The 17363-nt window shown below is 54.4% G+C and carries 18 protein-coding genes; 5 read left to right on the top strand and 13 right to left on the bottom strand.

Annotation, left to right across the window (positions count from 1 at the left end; translation table 11 throughout):
- The first annotated feature begins 8 nt into the window (after positions 1–8).
- Complete coding sequence (locus ACFPQ4_RS21275; protein WP_378113912.1) at positions 9–857, top strand: serine hydrolase domain-containing protein; 849 nt, start codon at positions 9–11, stop codon at positions 855–857.
- A gap of 62 nt (positions 858–919) precedes the next feature.
- Here ACFPQ4_RS21275 and ACFPQ4_RS21270 read toward each other — a convergent pair whose 3' ends face one another.
- The 4 genes from ACFPQ4_RS21270 to ACFPQ4_RS21255 all read right to left on the bottom strand — a co-directional run bounded on the left by ACFPQ4_RS21270 (position 920) and on the right by ACFPQ4_RS21255 (position 5673).
- On the bottom strand, positions 920–1213 hold the full coding sequence (locus tag ACFPQ4_RS21270; RefSeq protein WP_378113911.1) for a hypothetical protein: 294 nt from the start codon (positions 1211–1213) through the stop codon (positions 920–922).
- A gap of 21 nt (positions 1214–1234) precedes the next feature.
- Positions 1235–3544, bottom strand: coding sequence for a thiamine pyrophosphate-dependent enzyme (locus ACFPQ4_RS21265; protein ID WP_378113910.1), 2310 nt, complete (start codon positions 3542–3544; stop codon positions 1235–1237).
- 66 nt (positions 3545–3610) lie between these two features.
- The gene (locus tag ACFPQ4_RS21260) at positions 3611–4612 is read right to left on the bottom strand and encodes a 2-oxoacid:acceptor oxidoreductase family protein (RefSeq protein WP_378113909.1); all 1002 of its coding nucleotides are present in this window, start codon (positions 4610–4612) and stop codon (positions 3611–3613) included.
- A gap of 143 nt (positions 4613–4755) precedes the next feature.
- Complete coding sequence (locus tag ACFPQ4_RS21255) at positions 4756–5673, bottom strand: polysaccharide deacetylase family protein (RefSeq protein WP_378113908.1); 918 nt, start codon at positions 5671–5673, stop codon at positions 4756–4758.
- A 192-nt stretch (positions 5674–5865) separates the two neighbouring features.
- Between ACFPQ4_RS21255 and ACFPQ4_RS21250 the strand changes: the two genes are divergently transcribed.
- Positions 5866–8886 carry an efflux RND transporter permease subunit gene (locus tag ACFPQ4_RS21250; RefSeq protein WP_378113907.1) on the top strand — a complete coding sequence of 1007 codons (3021 nt, stop codon included), beginning with the start codon at positions 5866–5868 and terminating at the stop codon, positions 8884–8886.
- A 62-nt stretch (positions 8887–8948) separates the two neighbouring features.
- Here ACFPQ4_RS21250 and ACFPQ4_RS21245 read toward each other — a convergent pair whose 3' ends face one another.
- Positions 8949–9629, bottom strand: a complete 681-nt coding sequence (locus tag ACFPQ4_RS21245; RefSeq protein ID WP_378113906.1) for an MOSC domain-containing protein — start codon at positions 9627–9629, stop codon at positions 8949–8951.
- 76 nt (positions 9630–9705) lie between these two features.
- Here ACFPQ4_RS21245 and ACFPQ4_RS21240 point away from each other — a divergent pair, with 76 nt between their 5' ends.
- Positions 9706–9846, top strand: a complete 141-nt coding sequence (locus ACFPQ4_RS21240; protein ID WP_378113905.1) for a DUF6254 family protein — start codon at positions 9706–9708, stop codon at positions 9844–9846.
- 70 nt (positions 9847–9916) lie between these two features.
- Here ACFPQ4_RS21240 and ACFPQ4_RS21235 read toward each other — a convergent pair whose 3' ends face one another.
- The gene (locus ACFPQ4_RS21235; protein WP_378113904.1) at positions 9917–10645 is read right to left on the bottom strand and encodes a phosphonate ABC transporter ATP-binding protein; all 729 of its coding nucleotides are present in this window, start codon (positions 10643–10645) and stop codon (positions 9917–9919) included.
- Between the two features lie 135 nt (positions 10646–10780).
- Between ACFPQ4_RS21235 and ACFPQ4_RS21230 the strand changes: the two genes are divergently transcribed.
- Positions 10781–11011 carry a hypothetical protein gene (locus ACFPQ4_RS21230; RefSeq protein WP_378113903.1) on the top strand — a complete coding sequence of 77 codons (231 nt, stop codon included), beginning with the start codon at positions 10781–10783 and terminating at the stop codon, positions 11009–11011.
- Between the two features lie 39 nt (positions 11012–11050).
- Here the strand turns inward: ACFPQ4_RS21230 and ACFPQ4_RS21225 are convergent, their stop codons facing one another.
- Positions 11051–11188 (bottom strand): hypothetical protein, encoded by a 138-nt coding sequence (locus tag ACFPQ4_RS21225; RefSeq protein ID WP_378113902.1) that lies wholly within the window; start codon positions 11186–11188, stop codon positions 11051–11053.
- 194 nt (positions 11189–11382) lie between these two features.
- Here ACFPQ4_RS21225 and ACFPQ4_RS21220 point away from each other — a divergent pair, with 194 nt between their 5' ends.
- Positions 11383–12123, top strand: coding sequence for an HAD family hydrolase (locus tag ACFPQ4_RS21220; RefSeq protein WP_378113901.1), 741 nt, complete (start codon positions 11383–11385; stop codon positions 12121–12123).
- Here ACFPQ4_RS21220 and ACFPQ4_RS21215 read toward each other — a convergent pair.
- The 6 genes from ACFPQ4_RS21215 to ACFPQ4_RS21190 all read right to left on the bottom strand — a co-directional run bounded on the left by ACFPQ4_RS21215 (position 12118) and on the right by ACFPQ4_RS21190 (position 17293).
- Positions 12118–13164: a hypothetical protein gene (locus tag ACFPQ4_RS21215; protein WP_378113900.1), complete on the bottom strand. Its 1047-nt coding sequence runs from the start codon at positions 13162–13164 to the stop codon at positions 12118–12120. The two genes, ACFPQ4_RS21220 and ACFPQ4_RS21215, sit on opposite strands and share 6 nt — an antisense overlap.
- 69 nt (positions 13165–13233) lie before the next feature.
- Positions 13234–13554, bottom strand: coding sequence for a hypothetical protein (locus ACFPQ4_RS21210; RefSeq protein ID WP_378113899.1), 321 nt, complete (start codon positions 13552–13554; stop codon positions 13234–13236).
- Between the two features lie 98 nt (positions 13555–13652).
- On the bottom strand, positions 13653–15143 hold the full coding sequence (locus tag ACFPQ4_RS21205) for a glutamate synthase subunit beta (protein WP_378113898.1): 1491 nt from the start codon (positions 15141–15143) through the stop codon (positions 13653–13655).
- 190 nt (positions 15144–15333) lie between these two features.
- Positions 15334–15816 carry a dihydrofolate reductase gene (locus tag ACFPQ4_RS21200; protein WP_378113897.1) on the bottom strand — a complete coding sequence of 161 codons (483 nt, stop codon included), beginning with the start codon at positions 15814–15816 and terminating at the stop codon, positions 15334–15336.
- Positions 15817–15937: 121 nt separating this feature from the next.
- Positions 15938–16723 carry an anti-sigma factor gene (locus ACFPQ4_RS21195; protein WP_378113944.1) on the bottom strand — a complete coding sequence of 262 codons (786 nt, stop codon included), beginning with the start codon at positions 16721–16723 and terminating at the stop codon, positions 15938–15940.
- A 3-nt stretch (positions 16724–16726) separates the two neighbouring features.
- Positions 16727–17293 (bottom strand): RNA polymerase sigma factor, encoded by a 567-nt coding sequence (locus ACFPQ4_RS21190; protein WP_378113896.1) that lies wholly within the window; start codon positions 17291–17293, stop codon positions 16727–16729.
- Between the last annotated feature and the right edge of the window lie 70 nt (positions 17294–17363).

Here is a 17363-nt window from a genome sequence, read left to right as displayed (position 1 = left end):
GTCATATTTTGCAGCACGGACATACGCTGCTTGCTTATGCGCGAAACAATCAATCGGCAACCAAGCTGCACAAGATCAATTCCATCACCAAGAGCGTTTTGTCGCTTCTGATCGGTATTGCCATCGACCGAGGAGAACTCGCGAGCATCCATCAACCGATCGAAGACTTCTTCCCGGAAGCGCGTAATTCGGATAAAGCCGACGTAACGATCGAGCATTTGCTTACGATGGCACCGGGATGGCATTGGCCGGAGATGGGCGATTGGGGCGGGCGGCCGTTCCCGATGATCAACAGCATGAACTGGGTCAGATTCATTCTCAACAGGCCGATGATCCACGAACCGGGGTCTCGCATGTACTACGATTCCGGCAGCTCTCATCTGCTAAGCGCGATATTGCAGCAAGTTTCCGGGCTCTCTACGTCCGCTTACGCGGAAAAGCACCTGTTCAAACCGCTCGGTATCGACCGGTACCGGTGGTTTGCGGATGCGAAAGGCATCGTAATCGGCGGATTCGGTCTAGAAGTCATCGGACCCGATCTCGCGAAGCTCGGCCAACTCGTCCTGCAGCAAGGCATCTGGAACGGCGTGCCGATCGTCTCTCCCGCCTGGATCGCCTCATCGACGAAGCCTCGGCATCATACGTACGACCATATCGGCTCTTACGCCTCCCATTGGTGGGTTATGACCGACGAAGAACGAAACCCCGTTACGCCGCGCGTATTGTTCGCTATGGGGTACGGCGGACAGTATATCTTCGTCGTTCCGGAGCATGAACTCGTCGTCACGTTCGCCAGCACGCTTTACAAATCCACGTTTCTGCCCATGCGATTATTTCGCGAATTGATGAATGTATGAACTAAGATAAAGAAACCCCGCAGCTCCTAGTTGAGCTACGGGGTTTCTCCATTCTAGAAAGCTTATTTCGCGATAAACGCACCATCCCTGTATGCGACTACGCGCTTAGGATCGTTGCGCAGCTTGACGTTCGCCATCTTCGCTTCGTGCTCGGTCAAAGACAGCGGCTCCCACTCGCCAAGCTCGCCGCCGGCGTCCCCGGGCGCGATACCGGCTTCCGCAAGCGCTTCGGCCATTTGCGTTTGATCCGGCAAGTCTTCCCATAGTCGAATGCCGTAATAGGCTAACGAATAGCCGTTGCGTTGCGCGAAGGAAAGAATCGTGCCGCTTGGCGCATGCTTCATGACGTAGGGCATCTCGAATCTCTCCCGCCGATCTTATAAATAAGGATTGTCGTGCTTAGCCTTCAGCATGTTCCAGCGACGCTCGATCTCGTGCTCGAACTCCCGCAGCGTCTCGGCGTATTCCGGCTTGGACAAATGCTTCGTCTTGCCCATCATCTTCAACCAATCGCCGACCGGAACGCGCTTGCCCTTCTCTTCCGGATTGTACGTAATAGTCGTGACGCCTCTCTCCACTTCATAGAGCGGGAAGAAGCACGTGTTGACCGCTTGGTCGATGATCGTGGAGCCGTCTTTGTCTTCGGACAGCCAGTTGAGCGGACATGTGATCAGAATTTTACCGTATACCATGCCGACGTTTTGCGCGTACCATTGCGCCTTCGCGGCTTTGCGCACGAGGTCCTGCGGACTCGCTTCGCTGCCGGTAAACACGTAAGGAATATTCGTTGCAGCCATTATTTGCGCGGTGTCCTTATGGTGGAACACTTTGCCGCCCTGATGCTTGCCGACGTTGGACGTCGACGTGCGGTGTCCCATCGGCGTCGAATACGACAGCTGCGCTCCCGTATTCATATAGCCTTCGTTATCGTACTCGAGAATGATCATCCGGTGATTGCGGAGCGCCGCGCCGATCGCCGGTCCCATGCCGATGTCCATGCCGCCGTCGCCGGTAATCATGACGAACGTGAAATCGTCTTGAAGACCGTATTGGTAAAGCTCGCCGCGACGTTTGCGCTCGTGGAACATTTCCACGACGCCGGACATCGTTGCCGCGCCGTTTTGGAACAAGTTATGAATATACGTCGCTTTGTGCGCGGAGTACGGATAACCGGTCGTTACGACCATCGCGCAACCCGTATGGAACAAGGCGACGATGTCCCCTTCAATGCCCTTGAAGAACAGCTCCAAGCCGGAGAAAATCCCGCACCCCGGGCAAGCCCCGTGTCCCGGTGCGATCCGCTTCGCCTTCTTGGTCAATGCGCGCAGCGGCGGAATGCGAACGTTCACCTTGCCGGTCTCTTCATCCGGAGTAACCGTAATGAGTCCCGTCTTCACGTCTTCGTATTTCATCGGTTCAAGGACGCGCTTCGGCGCTTTGCTAGGATCGCCCGCCGTAATGCCGTGATAGTCGTACGGCTTCTCGACGAAGCCTTTTGCCACCGCGTCGATCGCGAAATCGAACATCCGGATACCGTCTTCGGCATAGAAATCTTTACCGCCGAGACCGTAGATCCGGCTAATGACCATCGTCGTATGGTTGCCGTATTGCTGCAACGCCGCGCGAATTTCGAGCGACATGTTGCCCCCATGTCCGCCGTATGCGTCGGCGCGGTCGCCGACCGTCAACGCTTTGACGTTCTTCAGCGCTTCGGCGATCGCCTGCGCCGGGAACGGACGAATGATGTTCGGCGAGATGCTGCCGGCTTTAATGCCTTGCGCGCGCAGCTGATCTACGACGTCTTTGATGATCTCGGACGAAGAGTTCAGCAGGAATACGGCGACTTCGGCATCGTCCATCCGATACAATTCGAGGATCGGATAATCCCGGCCCGTTAGCTCGGCGTATTCTTGACGAATACGATCGTAGACGGATTCGGCGCGGTACATCGCCAAGCTCTGCTGATAACAGTTGTTAATATAATCCGGCTCGTTCATGTACGGGCCTACGGTAATCGGATTGTTGCGATCGAACACGTGCTTGAACCCTTCCGGCGGCTTCTCGCCGACGAACTTCTGAACGTCCTCGCGCTTCGCGAACGTCATGACGCGGCGCTTCTGATGGCTCGTGAAGTAGCCGTCTTGGGCGACGAGCACCGGCAACCGCACTTCCGGATCTTCCGCTAGCTTGAGCGCGATAATGTTCATATCGTACACCGATTGCGGGTCGCGGCACATAATGATCGGCCAACCCGTGTTCAGCGCGAAATACAAATCCGAATGGTCGCCGTGAATATCGAGCGGACCGGATACCGAACGGCAGACCAGGTTCATGACCATCGGGAACCGCGTTCCCGACTGCACCGGCATTTGCTCCAGCATGTATAAGTAACCATTGGCGCTTGTCGCGTTAAAAACCCGCCCGCCGCCGGTAGACGCCCCGTAACATACGCCGGCGGAGCCGTGCTCGCCGTCCGCGGGAATTAATACGATATCGTGCTGGCCGTTCGCTTTCATGAGATCAAGAAATTGCGCTACTTCCGTCGAAGGCGAGATCGGGAAATATCCCATTATGTGATAGTTGATCTGGTGTGCGGCATATGCTGCCATCTCGTTGCCTGATTCATAGACGATACGTTGTTCGACGGTGCCGGATTGGCCCGTTTCCTTGCGCATGTCAATCGCCATTGCAGACTCCACCTTCCTATCGATTTTCTCGTTTTATCGAAACGCTGTTCTATCTGTCTAAGCTTATTAAGCCAACTGGAACTTGTGCGGAACACGATGGTCGTCGGCGTAGCCTTCAGCTTCGAGCTCGCTGGACAACGCTTCCGTCGGACAAGCTTGTACGCACTTCAAGCAGCCTTTGCAATATTGATAGTCGATCCCTTGCAGGAACATCTGCGGGCGCCCTTTCTTATCCGGCTGCTCTTCCCATACGAAGCAGAAATCCGGGCAGACGTTGTCGCAGGCGGCGCAGTGGATGCACTTATCGTCCGCGAAGTGGGGCATCATGCCCGCGCGCGAGATACTTAAATCTTTCAGGATGCTGTTGCCCGGGTTCGTAATCATCCCGCCGATCGGCTGCGTCTCGTAACCTAGCACCGGCGTATCCATCCGAACGAAGCTAGGCATCTCGTCTCCTTCGGGCAGCGCGAACGACTGGAATTTCACCTCGTCGTAACCGCGCTGGAACGTATTCAAAGCGGGCTGAACCGCGCCGGGATATTTCTTCTCTAGCGATTTGCGCACGACGCCTTTCATGAATTCGGCGTCCAAGAAGTCGCACAATCGGAACAGTCCGCCGAGCATCGCCATGTTGACGCGATTGTTCTCGTCCATCGAGATACCCGTAGCATCGACGACGGCGATAATGCCTGCTTTCAGCTTGAGCTGCTCTTTGAGCTGCTCGGGCGATTTCTTGGAATTGACGAGCACGATCGTGTCCTCGTACATGCCGGAGATGACGTTGATCGTCTTCGACAAGTTTTCGTGAAAAATACCGATGACGTTAGGTCGCTCGACCGGAGACGTATCACGTATTCGCGCGTTCGTGTCGCAGAAGCGGATGTGCGCCTTAACCGGCGATCCTTTCTTCTCCGATCCGTATGAGCTAAAGCTGACGCCGTTCAATCCGACGCCCATAACGCCCGCTTCCGCCAGCATTTTGCCGGCTAAGTTTGCCCCAAGCCCACCGATGGATTCCAGACGAATTTCGAAAAATCCAAGTTCATTTACCTTAGGCAGCATGATCATGGCGCAATGAAATCCCCTTTCGCGGTTAGTGGCACATAAAAAGTCAGACTATTTTGTAGATTACAAATATTAATACATTCGCGATAATTTCGATAATTCCTGCTGAATCAACCAAATACCGGAATTTTCGCAGTGCGAGCGACTTAGATTGATAAGCTCGCTTGCAAACGCTGCAGATCGCGCCAGCCAATCATCACGATGTTTTCCTCATCCAGCGCCTGTCTGACTTCCGGATCACGCCAGAACATAAGCTCCATGCCGCGTTTGTCCGGCGCGCCGTGGAACGACCGTAGCTCCTCCGTTACGGTCGACGGATGGCTGATCCACTCCGTCACGCCTGGCAACAACCCTCTTAACATTGCGATTCCGCTAGCCTTCATCTTCCCGTACGTCTCCCCCGGCTCGAGCCGAAACTCCGGACCCGTGACGTAATCCGGAAGCACGATCCCTCTGTCTTCCGCTTGCCTCGTTCTCAGCTTAGCCCGCTGCTGCAGCTCCCATGGGATTTTCCGGCCGCCCGCCGAATACAGCAAGCGAGGGAGTCGGAACGGCAACCCGTACATCGCGCACACGTCGAACGCGACCTGCAAAAAATCGTGACCCGTATTAAATCCGTATAGACTTCCCATATGGTTATCCGCGTGAGTTAAGACGAGCCCCGCAGCTAATGCCGCTTCCGTCTGAGCGATCAGTTCCGCCCGTACTTGCTCGGGGTCGGCGCCCTTCTCTATATCCGCGATCGTGGCCGGGAACCAACCGTCTTGGCCAGTCAGCGTGTCGGTCGGGTGCTTACGGCTAAGCGGTCCCCAGCGATACGCCTTCCACTCGCTCGTTAACGTCCAATGAACGCCGACATCTGCAGTCGGTGCCTGCTGGAGAATCGAAGCAGCGGCGTCCGAAGACCATGGACAAGTCATCATGATCGTCGCCGAACCGACCGCATTTTCGCTTAATAACTGAATGATCCCTTCGTTCGTGCTTCGGCACAGGCCATAATCATCGGCGTTTACGATCAATAGACGGTCTTGGCTCGAGTACCCCATCTGAACTGCCGTATTCATCGCCGCTCGCCTCCTTGTTACATTGTATGACGAGAATGCGCTCGCATTGCCGGTCGTCGTACCGGTCAATCGCATTTTCCATTGTCCACCTCGACTTAAGTCTAATGGAAACCCCTTCCTCAACCCTCTTTTCCAAGGGTATCCTATTCACTATAATGATCAGCAGAGGATAGAACAAAGGAGAAGAGAGCAATGAAATCATGGATTCGATTCAGCATGAACAACGGGGTCGCCCTGCTGTTGATCGTGGCGCTGCTAATCGGCGGCGGATTGTACGCGATGACCAATATGAAAATGGAAAAATACCCTGCGGTCGATATTCCGTATTTAACGGTTCAAATCGTCTACCCGGGCGCTTCCCCTACCCAAGTGATGGACGCGTTCGGCAAAGACGTGGAAGCCGAATTGAATCGGCTCGAGCGTCTAGACAATTTGTACGTGACGGCAGGAACGAACTACTTCTCGGCCACGATGGGCTTCAAAATGGGCGTGGACATGGACGATGCCGAAGCGAGCGCGCGCGCCGCCGTCGACAAAGTGAATATGCCGGCGTCCGTTAAAAACATTTCCTACTATAAAGATCAACTAGAAGGCAACGTCTACTCGGTCGCGATATCCGGGAAAGACCAGGCGACGGTCCAACGTTTCGCGCAAGACCAGCTGTTGCCCGCCTACCGCGCCATCGACGGCATCGATCGCGTAGATTCGACCGGCGTCTTCGACGACCAGGCAGTCGTTGCTCTGCGTGATGCGGACATGAAGGCCCATGGCTTGGGCGTTGATCAAGTCAAGGCGGCGATAACGTCCGCTCAGTTATCGTTACCTATCGGAAGCTGGCATACGGACGATCAGTTGTTACCCGTACGCGTAGGCGGAACGATAGAATCGCTGTCGCAGCTGAAAGGCTTGCTCATTCCATCCGCCCAAGGAGCCGTAGCGCTCTCGGATGTCGCGGACGTCAACTACGAGCATAGCGAGGATCAGCGGGTTAGTCTCAACGGGGCACCTGCCGTATTTATTTCGATCATCGGCAAAGGCGGCTACGATACCGTCCAGCTCGTCGACGATTTGGAGACCGCCGAGCAGAAGCTGTCGATGCCTGCCGGCGTTAACGAACAAGTGATGGTCAAACGTACGGAAGAAATCAAGCAATCGGTCGACTCCATGCTGCAGGAAGTGCTTCTCGGGTCTTGCATGGCGATGCTCGTTACGCTGTTGTTCCTGCGCAATTTGAGATCAACGTTGATCGCGATCGTGTCCATCCCGCTTTCGATGTTCGCCTCTTTTCTCGTCTTGTACCGGCTCGGGTATACGCTCAACATCATGACGCTAGCCGGTATCGCCGTCGCGATCGGACGCGTCGTGGACGATTCTATTGTCGTCATAGAGAATATTTTCCGCCGCGTGCGCAAGACGCAGGAGCGAAACGACCGGCTCGTCGAGGACGCGACGAACGAAGTGTCCCGCGCCATTACTTCTTCGACATTGACGACGGTAGCCGTGTTCCTGCCGATGGCGTTCGTGCCGGGCATCGTCGGCGCTTTCTTCCGCCCGCTCGCCTGGACGATCGTAGTCTCGCTGCTCTTCTCGCTGCTCGTCGCGATTACGATCGTGCCGCTGCTCTCTAGAATCAGCTTGCTGAAAGTGAAGCATAAGGAACATACGGAAAGCGCCCTCCAACGCGTCTATCGCAAAATGCTAGGATGGTCTCTCTCCCATCGATTAATTACGCTGCTGCTTGCATTTTTCTTATTGCTAGGCAGCTTAACGATTCTCGTAAGCGGCCAGCTCGGATTCAACTTCTTGCCTTCCGAGCCTTCCCGTAAATTCACCGTCGAATTATCGATGGCCGACGGCACGAACGTTCAGACGACCGATAAGATCGCGGCTCAAATCGAAAGTCAGATTAAGCAACACCCCACCAAGTACATTGCGTCCTACGTTTGGAGCCAGGGCGCCAATATCGAGTTCACGATCGACGATAGCGTGAGCGATTCCGACGCCCTTGCGCAAACGCTCCGCGACGGCTTCAAACAGGTCCAAGGCGCCAAGACGATTACGCTATCCGGCGAAAGCTCGATCGGCGGCACTAACCGGCTCATGATTACGATCAACGGTCCGGACGGGGCAACCATTCGTCAGGCTGCCGAACAAATGGTCGCCGCGGTTACCGGCATCAAAGGGCTCGAGGACGTTCACCACTCCGGAGCAAGCGAGAAACCGGAAGTACAATTCGTCGCCGACGACAAAAAGCTCGCGGATACTGGACTGAACAACGCTTTAGTCGCGCAAGCGATGAACCGCGCCATTCAGGGGGAAACGGTCGTTACCGCCATCTTGGACGGAAGAAGCACGGACGTCTTGCTTCGCGCGGGAATTATAGCTAAGGAACCGGCTCCGGTGTCCGTATTGAACGATATAGAGGTCACGAATTTCGCTGGCCAACCCGTCCGGCTCGGTGACGTCGGAAATTGGGAGCAGACGCTCAATCCTTCTTCGATCTCCCGATTGAATCAAAAAGAATATTTGCAGCTGAACGGAATTATTACGGACGCGAACACCGGAGGAGTGACGGCAGCCGTCGAAAGCAAGCTGAATTCGCTCAAACTGCCGGCGGGCGTCACTTGGGAAGCCGTAGGCGCTTCAAAGGAAATGAACGACGGATTCATCAGTATGGGTATCGCGCTCGGTATCAGCATCTTCCTCGTCTACCTGGTCATGCTGTTCTCGTTCGGCGAGTGGCTCACACCGTTCGTCATCCTGTTCTCTATCCCGTTCTCTCTCATCGGGGCGCTCGGCGGATTATGGGCGGTCAGCGAACCGGTGGGAATGCCTGCGTTGATCGGCCTGCTCATGCTGAACGGCATCGTCGTCACGAACGCCATCGTGCTGCTCGAACGGGTACGCAGCAACTTAAAACAAGGCTTGCCGCGCGATACCGCCTTAATCGAAGCCGGCGTAACACGTCTGCGCCCGATTCTCATGACGGCGATCGCGACGATCGGCGCGCTCTTCCCGCTCGCCTTGTCGACCGACGTCGGACTCGTCTCCCGCTCGCTCGCCGTAGTCGTGATCGGAGGCTTGGCGACATCGACGCTTCTGACGCTCATTATCGTGCCGGTCATGTTCAGCCTTATGCACCGAAAACGCGGTATTACCTCGGCGAGTCAGGCTACTGCTAATGCGGAAGCAGCTGCGGGACAAATCGACTAAGCGCATAAATAAAAGGACCTTCCGACATCGGTACTTACCGATTGTTGGAAGGTCCTTTATTCCTATTCCGATAACTTAGCCAACCGCGCAGTCAACGTCTTCACCCAGCTCGCGGACAACGCGTCGACTGCCAGCAGCGCGCGAATGCCGTCCGCATCGTCTTTGTCGTGGTGCATGACCCGATTCGCTTCGGCAACCGTCATTGCCGCCGGATGGCGCGAAAGCTGTTGCAGCGAATCGCCGAACCGGACGTCGCCGGGCTTCAGCGTACGGAAGTAGAAGCCCGTCGCTCCGCTCTCGGTTACGAGCAACGGCAATTCGTCCAACCCCCACCTCATCGCAAGCTTCCAGCAGGGCTGCCTTGGCTGGCTAATTTGCACGACCGCGCTTCCGATTCCGAACGTATCTCCTACGCATACATCGCTTTCCAATAAGCCGCCCGAGACGGTGAAATTTTCTCCGAACGAACCGTGCGGAAGCTCACGATCTAGCACTCGCTCCCAATAAGGATAATGGCTTTGCGAATAGACGCATACCGCCTTATCGGGACCGCCGTGATTCACGAGATCCGCCTGCTCGTCTCCGGCGAGACCGAGCTCCGATAGTCGCACGCTCATGTCTACCTCTATCGCGGATTTAACGATGCCGGAGCGTTGTTCTTTGCCTTTGTATAGACCGGGTTGCACCGAGCCTAAGTTAATGGATAGAACGGGAATAGACGGCCATTCTGTTATTCTGTTCATAATAGCGAATAAACCTCCATCACTATCGCCACGATAAGAGCGAAACTTTATCTCCACCTCAGAAAGGAGCGCATAGATGCCCCCATCGAAGCGGCGCCGGGAAAGCGCCTGGAAAAGCCGGAAACAACAGCATCAGCATCACGGGAAAATCCCTTCGCTTCACGGATTGGCGAACGACGCGGACCCGGAAGGAAAGCCTGATCCGGCGAACGAGTAACGATTGATACACTCGTCCTTGCAGCGGTGCTATTCTCGAGCGCTGCAAGGCGATGTCGGCATTCGATCGCTTATTGGATTCTGATTCTTTCCGCGGCCGTCAGCCTTCTTCCCTTCACTTGGAAGACGATTCTCCCGTTTTCCATTCCCCATATTTCATCCGCGAATTTCTCCGCAAGTTCGAGTCTATGCAATGCGGCGACGATCGTCGTACCTTTGTCCGCGCACAGCTTCTTAAGCGTTCGCATCATTTCTTCGGAAGTATGTGGATCGAGTCCGGATACCGGTTCGTCGGTAAGCACCAGATTCGCGCCGTGTACGAGTGATCTGGCTATCGCGATCCGCTGTCTTTCCCCTCCGCTCATGTTCTCAACCTTCTGTTTCGCGAGGTCCAGCAAGCCTACCGCTTCCAGCATGTCCATGCCGCCCATGTAGTCGTCGCTGCGTACGGAGCCGGTTATCCGGCGCCAGAGCGGGGTTTGACCGGCGACGCCGATCAATACGTTCTTAAGCGCGCTCTTCTTTTCTATGAGCAACGGCTTCTGTTCGATGTAGGCGACGTTTCTGCGGTATCGCATGCGAGCGAGAAAACCCGCTTTCATCAAGTCTCTGCCGTCCACTTTATATTCTCCGGAAGTCCAAGTTTCCTGCAAGGCCAAAGCCTTAAGCAACGCAGACTTGCCGCTTCCGCTGGCGCCGACGACAGCGATGAACGCGCCTGGCTCCAATCGGACGTTAATGTGATCCAAAATCGTTTTGCCATCGGGAATTTTGCGCGTTAAGCCTGAGATTACGATCATTGACGCCCTGCTCCTTATGTCCAATATAAATCTAGTGTATTGCATTACAGAAAACCTTTCCATACGAACAAATGTTTGCTATAATGGAAATAGGAACACATGTTCCGATAACTATTGTCAAAGGTGGGATGACGGATGGTGAAATGCGAACATCTCCGTTACGTGGAATCCTCTATTGGAACGCGGCCGTCCAGGGACTTAACCTTCAAATTTTTCGACGACGGCAAGCTTGTCATCATCGATAATGACACCGGTAATACAATGAACCCCCGCGAGTTAAGCGGGGGCAGTTACGACTTCTATGTTCGTCAACGGCTTAATCGGATTAGGCGCCAATTGACCGAGAAGATCGCTAAGTACGCTTGAGCCGCGGGATTCCCGTAGTCTCTTCTGTCCGCGATTCGATCAAGGTAAATTTTTATTGATCCCGTTCATACTAGCCGGATAACGTGCCATCTTGTTCAGACGAAGCGCTTGTTCCCGATCTTTGAAATGCGCATTGTTCCTCTGATCGTCGATTTTGCTGCTTTTATTTTTAGGCATAGGACTCACCTCCAGCCCTTCGTCCGACGAAGGGTTTCTTCCTAGTTTTCCTTCTTCCTCTCATTTACAAACCCGAAAGCGCAAGCCATAATAAAATTTAATACAAGCTAAACACTTATGCCGACATTCCTTGCCTAAGGCGGGTTATGCTAAAAGTAGTCGGACATCGCAGCAACGTAAGGAGACCCGAAGCCATGAAACAACGCATTCTGTTCGATTTGGACGATACGCTCGTCTACTGCAACAAATACTTTCATTTCATTCTAGATCAATTCGCCGACGAAATGACGACCTGGTTCGCTTCCGCCGGGCTTTCCCGCGAGACGATCATGGACAAGCATACGGAAATCGACATCGCAGGCGTGCAACTGCTCGGATTTAATAGCGAACACTTTCCGCAATCATTCATAGACACGTACAGATATTTTTCGGATTTGACCGGACGGGCCCCCTCCGTGCTCGAGGAAGAGAAGCTGTGGAAGCTCGGCAATAGCGTGTACGAGCTACAGGTGGAACCTTATCCGATGATGGAGGAGACGCTCGACAAGCTGTCCGTAAGCGGACACGAGCTTCATCTGTATACGGGCGGAGATACGCTCATCCAACGTAGGAAGATCGACAGCTTAAATTTGGAACGCTACTTCCAAGATCGCATATACGTCAGAATGCACAAAAACACGTCTGCTTTAGAGCAGATCTTATCCGATGGCGGATTCGATCGCAGCCAGACGTGGATGATCGGCAATTCCGTTCGGACGGACGTCCTCCCGGCGCTGCACTGCGGCATTAATGCCGTGTATTTGAAGCAAGACGGCGAATGGAAATACAACGTCGTTCCGATCGACGCTACGCCGAGCCGGGCTTTCCTGACGCTCACCGAGCTGAAGCAAGTGCCGCCGGCCATTCATGACTACTTGAGAATACCGGGCTTATAAGCGCTCCAGCGCGCTCAACTGCTCGAATAACTTGCGTACCCCTTCCGCCCACTGATCGTCTTCGGCATACGTCTCGTTAAACCATTCGAACGGATCGACGCCTTCGGGCCGCCGATCCGCTAGCTTAGCTAGCAGACCCGCCGCGATATCCGAGGAATCGCGGATGTTCGTGTTGTATTCCTGCCAGCTATGAAACACGTTAAACGGATTGTTAGCGATTCGCTTCGCATTCTTGTTCGACTTCGGAACGAAGCCTTGTTCTTGACCCGTGATCGCCAGCAACAAGAGCGGATGTATGCCGTTATCTTTGGCGCTAGCCACGATCGCGCCGAAATAAGGCTCGTCTGCAAGCAACGCGTCTCGCGTCTTCAAATATTGTTTGACGGCTTTCGCATCTATATCGGTATAACGCAAAGCCGCGGGCAATCCGATATCGCGTTCCGGTTCGATTGCCGCAGGTGTATTAGGTACATTCATCGCCACGTTCGGCATCTGCCCGCTCTGTTCTCCGCGATCGAACACCTCCGTCGTTACCGCCCCGATTATAGCCAGTGCAAGCAGCGCGACGATAGACCATTTGATGTTCCGTCCGACGAGCGGACTAACAGGCGCGGCTTCGCTTTGCGTATGAGGCGTAGCGACTGCGACCGCGTTAGCTATACCTCTTCGTCTCGTCAGTCGCGACTCGAGCTGTTCGGCGCTCCATCTGCCGGGCGCGCGTTCGTTCGCCCAGCTTACGATCGGCTCGAGCCATCTACTATCCGACTCATCTGAATGCGCTTTCAGTTCCGCGCAAACGTCCAATACGTCGTCGGCTTGAACTTCCCGTTGCTCGCTCACGAGACAGCGGGAAATCAATTCGTCGATCATTCGATCGTTCAGTTCGTTCGGTAATTGCGGTAGCTGCTTCCGCAGCGTACGCCGTATCGCATCCGCGACGATTTCCGCCCGTTTGCTTCCGGATAGAGGAGCATACTTCGTATGTACGTATCGCCGAATGACGCCTACGTCCGACGGCGATAGCAATGCTGCTTTGGTCAAGGCTCCCTCTCCCTCCGGAGGCATGTCTTACGTTACCCTCAGTGTACCATAGAGGTAACATTTGGGATACTAGCCTTCGACGGCCGCCTCGCGTATGTTCGCTTGAACTCCGGCTTGCCGAATGAATGCCTCGATCTGCTCCTTCTCCCCTGCCGTCAGCTGGTATTCGCTGTCGCAGCCTTCTTCCATGACGACAAGCTGAATCGGATCGCCTCTATGCGTGCAGATCGCCAAGATCGAGTAATCGATGACGTCGGTCGGCAGCGGCGTAAGCTCGGCCGTCTCGACGCGCAGCTCGACGTCTACCCATTGCGCATCGCGTCTTTCGGCCGTATAGTCGAACTTCTCGAATATTAGGTCGGTCCACGTTTCATCTCCGTATTTGATCATCGGAATGCTCCTTTATTTTCTCGTTGTCGTGCAGGCCAAAGCAAAGAGAGGCCGTTCCCAGCTTCATAGGAACAACCTCTCTTACGATATGAAATTCCTTACGGAAGCATCGTGCTTCCCATCAGGAACCGGTCTACTTCGCGCGCAGCCTCGCGGCCTTCGTTAATCGCCCATACGATCAAGCTTTGTCCGCGTCTCATGTCGCCCGCAGCAAATACTTTATCTACGTTCGTGTTGTATTTGCCGTAGCGTGCCTTCACGTTCGAACGACGATCCGTCTCGAGGCCGAGCTCGTCGATGATCGTACGTTCGGGTCCTTCGAAGCCGACGGCTACGAGGACGATATCCGCAGGCCATACTTTTTCCGTGCCTGCGATTTCCTCGTAAATTTTACGTCCCTGCTCATCCACGTAACGGCGGATCTGCACGGTGTGCAGCTCCTTCAAGTTTCCTTGCTCGTCTCCGACGAATTTCTTCGTCAACACGGAGAACGCGCGCGGATCCTCGCCGTAAATCGCTTTAGCTTCTTCGTGAGCGTAATCGAGCGTGTAGACGTTCGGGAATTCAGGCCACGGATTGTTGATCGGATCGCGCTCTTGCGGCGCTTTGGAGTGCGTGCCGAATTGCGTGATGCTGCGGCAGCCGTGACGAAGCGCCGTAGCTACACAGTCCGTTCCGGTATCGCCGCCGCCGATAACGATGACGTGCTTGTCTTTCGCGGAAATGTACGTGCCGTCTTGAAGGCCGTTATCCAAGTAGCTCTTGATCGTGCTGTTCAAGAAATACATGGCTGGATAAATGCCGTTAAGTTGATGTCCTTCGACGTTGCCGATCGGGCGAGCTTTCGTCGCTCCGCCGCACAATACGACGGCATCGAATTGCTCTTGCAACTCGCGGGACGAAATGTCTTTGCCGATTTCGGTGTTCGTGACGAACTTCACGCCTTCCGCCGCGAGCAAATCGACGCGACGTTGTACGATATCCTTCTCAAGCTTCATCGTAGGAATACCGTACGTTAGCAAGCCGCCGATGCGGTCTGCTCTCTCGTATACGGTGACGGTATGGCCTGCTTTATTCAATTGCGCAGCGGTAGCGAGGCCCGCGGGACCCGAACCGACTACGGCTACTTTTTTGCCTGTACGATTTTTCGGAGCTTCCGGCACGACCCAGCCTTCTTCGAACGCGCGGTCGATGATTGCTTGCTCGATCGTCTTGATCGTAACCGCATCGCCGATCAGACCGACTGTACAAGAACCTTCGCATGGAGCCGGGCATACTCTTCCCGTAAATTCGGGGAAATTGTTCGTCTTCGCCAAACGTTCGTAAGCTTCTTTCCAGAGACCACGGTAGACGAGATTGTTCCACTCTGGAATCAAGTTATTGATCGGACAGCCGGAAGCGTTGCCGGCCAGTTCCATTCCGGTATGGCAATAGGGGGTTCCGCAATCCATGCAACGGGCGCCTTGCGTGCGCAGTTGCTCTTCGGAGAACATCCGGTGGAATTCATTCCAATCCTTGATGCGCTCCAAGGGATCGCGGTCGCTAGGAAGCTCCCGTCGATATTCCATGAATCCCGTAGGTGTCGACATCTCATTTCCTCCATCTGTCGGTGTAACGCACGTGCTGCGCCTTAAATCTACTTCATCCCACTATAGCGGGTTGCCGGAGTCGTTGCAAGCATCGCGCGAAATCGTTATTTGTACAGCAATAATAGATCATCCTACCAAATAGAACAAAATCCCAGAATGCACTTTACGTCGATTTATTTGCATGATTCCGCTACACGCGTTCGTAAACGCAAAAAGAATACGGCAGCAGATTACGCTCGTCTTGAATGCCCGGCGTCCGCGATACTAGCTTCCATTGCGAACGGTCGAACTCGGGAAAAGATGCGTCGCCCTCGAACGGTTGATCGATCTCCGTTAGGATGAGGCGGTCTGCCGCGTCCATCGTCTGCGAGTAAATGTCTGCGCCGCCGATAACCATTAAATCGTCTGCGCTATACTTCTCAAGCGCTTCGGGAATCGATCGAACGAGTTCGCAGCCTTCCGGCGTCTCCGTCATCGTTCGCGACAAAATAATATTGGCGCGATCCTTCAGCGGTTGCTTTAACGATTCGAACGTCTTGCGTCCCATAAGTACGGGTTTGCCTATCGTCTGGCTTTTGAAGAAAGCCATATCCGCGGGCAAACGCCATATTAACGCGTTATCTTTGCCGATAATGCCATTGGAGGCGACTGCTGCTATGAGCGTAACTGTCATCTCGCACCTCCTTCTAGTTCGGATTCTAGCAAGAAAAAAGGTTATTTCCTATCATATCATACCGAATTGTTCATGCCTACCCGAACAATGAACAGGTTTTTCCTTCCAATATCAAGCTTTATCAAACTTTATTCGGATCGTAGTCCGGATCGGAACCGAACATTTTCGGACCGCGCGGAGTCGTAGACGAATTATCCGGTTCAAGCGTCACGCCGATGGCGTCTACCGTCGTCGACTTATCCGTAACCGGCAACGTCATCATGCCGATACCTGTATCGCCTACGGTGAAAGTCCCTCCGCTTCTCCTTTGGCCATTACGCCATAGCCAAACCTGGTATGTCTCGGAACCGACGGTCGCGGGCGAATCGAATACATAAACGACGAGTCTCTCTTCCTGCTCCGAACGAACGAAGCATGCGATGCCGTATGCGCGAGCCCTGCCTTCGAATTTTCCGGAATCTTTTACAGCGGCCAGGTGGTACAGCGTTTCGATGGACGTCGGTTGGCCTTGCGCCGCGGCTGCTTGATCCAAGCTATTCGAACCGCCGGAATTAACCCCTGCCGATAACCATCCGGCAAGAAATACGAACGACAGGACGACCGCGCAAGCGGCGGCAATGCCTATCTTCGTAAAATTTCGGTTTTTAAGCGCAGCGGGCGGATTTTCGGAATGAACCGGCGCTTCGATCAAAGAGGTTAAAACTTTTTCTTTTAAGTCGGCAGGCGGATCGACCAATTCCATATCGTCGGACAAGTATACCCAAACTTCGCGCCAATTTGCCGCTTCTTCCCTGCAAGTCGCGCAAGCTGCCATATGTCGCTCGAACCGTTTGCGCTCTACGTCGGAGCTAAGTCCTATGATGTAATCGATTAATCCTTCACACGGGGGCGTACCCTGACTATTCATCACTTACTGTTCCTCCCTCAAGCTCTGGAGATGTCTGCGTAGCGTCTTAAGCGCCTGATGAAGCCGATTTTTGACCGTGCCTATCGGTTCGTGGCCCATCTCCGCGATTTCCTGCAGCGTATAGCCTTTCCAATATAACAACTCGATCACGCGCTGCTGGGATTCGCTTAAAACGCGCGAGGCTCTGACGAGCTCCGAGTGCGAGGACCTTCGCAACGCCGCCGTTTCCGGGTTGCCGGGTTCATCGTCTAAAGCGCGGTCCACCGCGGCATCGATGGGCAACGCTCCTTGATGCCTTCGTTCGCGCCGCATGACGTCTATGGCAATATTCCTCGTCATCGTCACGAGCCAGTTCGAGAACGCGCCGCGACCCGCATCGAATTCCGCCCGCGTCGTCCATAAGCGCGTAAAAACAAGCTGCACGACTTCGCGCGCCATCGTCTCTTCGGCGCAAGCTCGGCGCGCGAACGAATACACAAGGCGCGAATATCGATCGTACATCTGTTCCAGCGCATCCGCTCGCTGCTCGCGAATCTGACGCATCAAATCCGTATCGGTTGGAATCGGCATGCTTAACCTTCTCCTTGCTTCTCATCTGTCTTTAAATCGAACAGACGGACAGGGATCGTTCCCTGTCCGC

The sequence above is a fragment of the Cohnella yongneupensis genome, from assembly GCF_042655785.1.
GTDB lineage: Bacteria > Bacillota > Bacilli > Paenibacillales > Paenibacillaceae > Cohnella > Cohnella yongneupensis.
The sequence above is the reverse complement of the archived record's forward strand: the minus strand, read 5'-3'. Positions and strand labels throughout refer to the sequence as shown.

Coding starts and splice junctions, on each gene's coding strand:
- ACFPQ4_RS21270 (WP_378113911.1), bottom strand. CDS start 1,213: ATGCCCTACGTCATGAAGCATGCGCCAAGCGGCACGATTCTTTCCTTC.
- ACFPQ4_RS21210 (WP_378113899.1), bottom strand. CDS start 13,554: ATGATCAAATACGGAGATGAAACGTGGACCGACCTAATATTCGAGAAG.
- ACFPQ4_RS21265 (WP_378113910.1), bottom strand. CDS start 3,544: ATGGCGATTGACATGCGCAAGGAAACGGGCCAATCCGGCACCGTCGAA.
- ACFPQ4_RS21230 (WP_378113903.1), top strand. CDS start 10,781: ATGGTGAAATGCGAACATCTCCGTTACGTGGAATCCTCTATTGGAACG.
- ACFPQ4_RS21245 (WP_378113906.1), bottom strand. CDS start 9,629: ATGAACAGAATAACAGAATGGCCGTCTATTCCCGTTCTATCCATTAAC.
- ACFPQ4_RS21200 (WP_378113897.1), bottom strand. CDS start 15,816: ATGACAGTTACGCTCATAGCAGCAGTCGCCTCCAATGGCATTATCGGC.
- ACFPQ4_RS21195 (WP_378113944.1), bottom strand. CDS start 16,723: ATGAATAGTCAGGGTACGCCCCCGTGTGAAGGATTAATCGATTACATC.
- ACFPQ4_RS21260 (WP_378113909.1), bottom strand. CDS start 4,612: ATGATCATGCTGCCTAAGGTAAATGAACTTGGATTTTTCGAAATTCGT.
- ACFPQ4_RS21205 (WP_378113898.1), bottom strand. CDS start 15,143: ATGTCGACACCTACGGGATTCATGGAATATCGACGGGAGCTTCCTAGC.
- ACFPQ4_RS21255 (WP_378113908.1), bottom strand. CDS start 5,673: ATGAATACGGCAGTTCAGATGGGGTACTCGAGCCAAGACCGTCTATTG.
- ACFPQ4_RS21250 (WP_378113907.1), top strand. CDS start 5,866: ATGAAATCATGGATTCGATTCAGCATGAACAACGGGGTCGCCCTGCTG.
- ACFPQ4_RS21190 (WP_378113896.1), bottom strand. CDS start 17,293: ATGCCGATTCCAACCGATACGGATTTGATGCGTCAGATTCGCGAGCAG.
- ACFPQ4_RS21220 (WP_378113901.1), top strand. CDS start 11,383: ATGAAACAACGCATTCTGTTCGATTTGGACGATACGCTCGTCTACTGC.
- ACFPQ4_RS21240 (WP_378113905.1), top strand. CDS start 9,706: ATGCCCCCATCGAAGCGGCGCCGGGAAAGCGCCTGGAAAAGCCGGAAA.
- ACFPQ4_RS21225 (WP_378113902.1), bottom strand. CDS start 11,188: ATGCCTAAAAATAAAAGCAGCAAAATCGACGATCAGAGGAACAATGCG.
- ACFPQ4_RS21235 (WP_378113904.1), bottom strand. CDS start 10,645: ATGATCGTAATCTCAGGCTTAACGCGCAAAATTCCCGATGGCAAAACG.